This is a genomic window from Streptococcus sanguinis (genome assembly GCF_020729725.1).
In the GTDB taxonomy this organism is placed as follows: Bacteria; Bacillota; Bacilli; order Lactobacillales; family Streptococcaceae; genus Streptococcus; species Streptococcus sanguinis_V.
Genome location: NZ_JAJEPA010000010.1, coordinates 1 through 3,226, shown reverse-complemented (window position 1 = coordinate 3,226; position 3,226 = coordinate 1). Strand labels below are relative to the sequence as shown.

Below are 3,226 nucleotides of genomic sequence, written 5' to 3'. Positions count from 1 at the left end.
TAGAAGAAGTAAAAAATCAGACCGAATTTGTATTTGCTGATGAATTTAGAAATGGTAAATATGTTGACTTCTTACCTAATGGTCAAAAATGGTTTGGTATTCAAGCTAACAGTATAGATGATGTATTTGACCAAAACGATGTAGAAAAAGCTACACTTTTGTGGTTTGCAGTTTATGAACGTGGAAGTATTCCACACATGCACCGAGAACGTCGTTTAACTGCTACTAAAAAAGCAAATGAAGTCTTTAATAAATCAAATGCTAAAGCAGATAAATCTAAATGGCCAATCAACGGAGGAGAGCCAAACGGAACTGTTAGTACAACTTCTACAAACGGTGCAAGTAAAGTTACTGATAGTTGTGAACCAACAAAGGTAAGTAGTGGTGGTAGTGCGGTTGATGGAACAGGAACAATACCATCTGATGCAGGCTATAATGTCTGGAAGTCAGGAGAACTCCCAGAATCTCTCAAAAAATATGCTCACCCAGAGAATAAGAGCAAAATCCGTTGGAAGGAAAATTCAGGCCAGTGTGTGGACTATTCTAATTCTTACGGCAGTTTATTATGGGGGGATTACTTCAAAAAAGGTGATGGCGGACAAGTTGCACAGAATTGGGCTGAATACTTTGGAAATTCAATCAAAGATACACCAAAGGCAGGAGCTATTTTCTCAAGTAATGATGACCCAACCTACGGTCATACAGGTGTTGTAGAACATGTTTTTGAAAATGGGGATATCCTTATTTCAGAGCAGAACTATCGCGGAGTATCGGGAGTTCAGGGAGCAGGTATAAATACTTACGACTACCGTACTCTATCACCATCTCAATATAAAGCATTAGGTTTCCGTTTTGCTTATCCAGATAACAAAGAGCCAAATTGGAATGGGAACTAGTTAGACAAACTAAAATGTCGGACTAACCCTTGACAAACACATAAAAAGGAAGTACAATTTTATTAAAAGTTTTGAATAAAATTTTTAATAAAAAGCAAAAAGAAAGGAGTGGGAGAAGTATGGATGTGGATCAAATGGAAGCTGTTGCTCGTAGAGCGATTGAAATAATTCTTGAGAATATTGAGAAAGGTACTTATACTAGCTATTATGTTTCTCAAAATAGTACAGCTTCGGTCATGAGTATCAATAACTTGATTAGCGGCAAGGCTAAAATTGATAAACTTGGTTTTACTAATGCCTTTAGCTTGGTTCGTTTTTATCAAGAAACTMATGGAACTCTGCCAGTTGTCAGAGACGAAACAGAAAAAATTACCATAAATGAGTAGTGGAGGAATTATGGGATTATTTAATTTTAAAAATAAATCAAAGAATGTAGATGAGCGTGATGTGGATAAAAGCCCTAGCTTCAATACACCGCCCTCTCCTTATAAATTAACAGCAAGCTATATTCAACAAGGCAGCCGTTATGGGACGATTGTGAAATTGGCGAATCAGAATGGTATGAATCACAGTCGAGCTTATTCTTGGGCGGTTGATTTTTTACCAAATATCAATGTGCCAGGTGTTAAAGGATATCTTTTCTGGCCTAGTGTTGTCAAAACGGAGCAGCAGCAAAAAGACATTTTTAACGAAGAAATTGATAATTTACAAAAATCAGTTGAGAATAATGGATTGAACCGTTTTTCTTCTAAACATGAAAAAGAGGTAAAAAGAAGAAATGTTGAAGACATCGAGAATGCCAAGAGTGATATCGCTAGAAATGACAAGGTTGTAGATTCGGAAATCAAACTGTTGCTAGTGTCAGATGAACCAGACAAAATTAGTCAGCAGTTGCTGAATAGTCAGCGCTACTACAATGAAGTTCTGAATGGAATTGAAGTCACTTCTACAGGTGGTGACCAAGAAGAACTATTTTTAAATTTGATGAAGCCGCCAAAACCTAGCAAATTCAATTTTACTTGGACAACGTCTGATATGGCCGGGAATGACCATTTTGTTCGTAGAGGATTGAATGATGAACATGGTTGGGCGATTGGAAAATTGAATGCATCCTACTCCCAAGGAATGGCTATGATGGATCTTGATGGTCGTTTTGATAGAAAGAAGAAGCGCAATGGTTCTATCATCAATGGCGAGATTTTGGTAGCTGCATCTTCAACATCAAAGGTTCATGGTTTTGAAAATTATGATGGACTTAGCTCATCATCACTATGGGGGCAGTTAATCGCTCATCACGCGCAAAGAACAGATAAGCGGACTTTCCACATTGTTTTAAATGGCTTTGACTACTATAATTCAATTAAAAAAGGTGAAGATAAATTTGTCTTGTCTGATAGTTTTATGGAGGACGCCGCTTATATCGACTTGTCCTATGGTGGCTTGAATCCAATCGAAGGCTGGGGAGAATATATAAATGCCAATTCTATCTATAGTGATAAAATTAGTAACTTGGCCCAGATTTTCTATTTGTTATCCAATCGCTCTTTGACAGAGCAGGCGCTTAATGATTTACAACAAGCTTTGAATGGGTATTATAAAATGAGGGGTTATTGGAGTTCTGATGCTGCTCAAAAAGGCAAAGGGTTTATGGCTAGGTTCTTCAATTTGAACGATCATAAACATGTCACAACATTAGGAGACTTTGTAGTAAACATCAAAAATGCAATGGAAGAAGAAGCGAAAGGTGAAATGGCGACTGAAATGGGGAGAGATAGGCTGAAAACTCTTCAGACAACCCTGACAAATGCTTTACATACTCACCCAGAAATGTTCAATAGCATTTCTACTCTTCCTAATCGTGTAGGGAATCAATATGCTCAGTATTATTATGATTTGAGTCGGTTGCGCACAGAACCCAATGTCCTAGAAGCACAATTTATTAATGCCTTGCCTTATATCCTAGCGAATGCCTCTTACAATGATATTGTAATGATTCATGGTCTTGACCAAATCAGTGTCGAAAGCTGGGAATATTTGAAAACAGCAATTAAAGCGGCTAAGGGAAAAGRGGTACGCTTTGCCTATCTATTTGATAACATTAGTGGTAAAATAGAGAAAAATAACCAAAATAATAATAGCGAAGCGGAAAGGAAAAGAGTTCAAATGCTAGACCTATTCTCTGCACACAAAGTTATCTACAATGACTTAACCAGTGACTTCGACTATGTTATTACAGGGTTGATGGGTCAAGACGAACTGAAGGAATATCAAAAACTAGTATCTGCCAAAGGAACGTTACCTGAATATATGATAGAGGCAATGAGTAAAGA

Annotated in this window: 3 protein-coding genes; all 3 read left to right on the top strand. The window is 37.3% G+C overall.

The window, feature by feature from the left end:
- The coding region (locus K4I03_RS05305) for a CHAP domain-containing protein (RefSeq protein ID WP_227963951.1) at positions 1-896 on the top strand (896 nt) is incomplete at its 5' end.
- A gap of 119 nt (positions 897-1,015) precedes the next feature.
- Complete coding sequence (locus K4I03_RS05300) at positions 1,016-1,282, top strand: hypothetical protein (protein ID WP_227963950.1); 267 nt, start codon at positions 1,016-1,018, stop codon at positions 1,280-1,282.
- A gap of 10 nt (positions 1,283-1,292) precedes the next feature.
- On the top strand, positions 1,293-3,226 hold a 1,934-nt coding region (locus K4I03_RS05295), incomplete at its 3' end, for a hypothetical protein (RefSeq protein WP_227963949.1).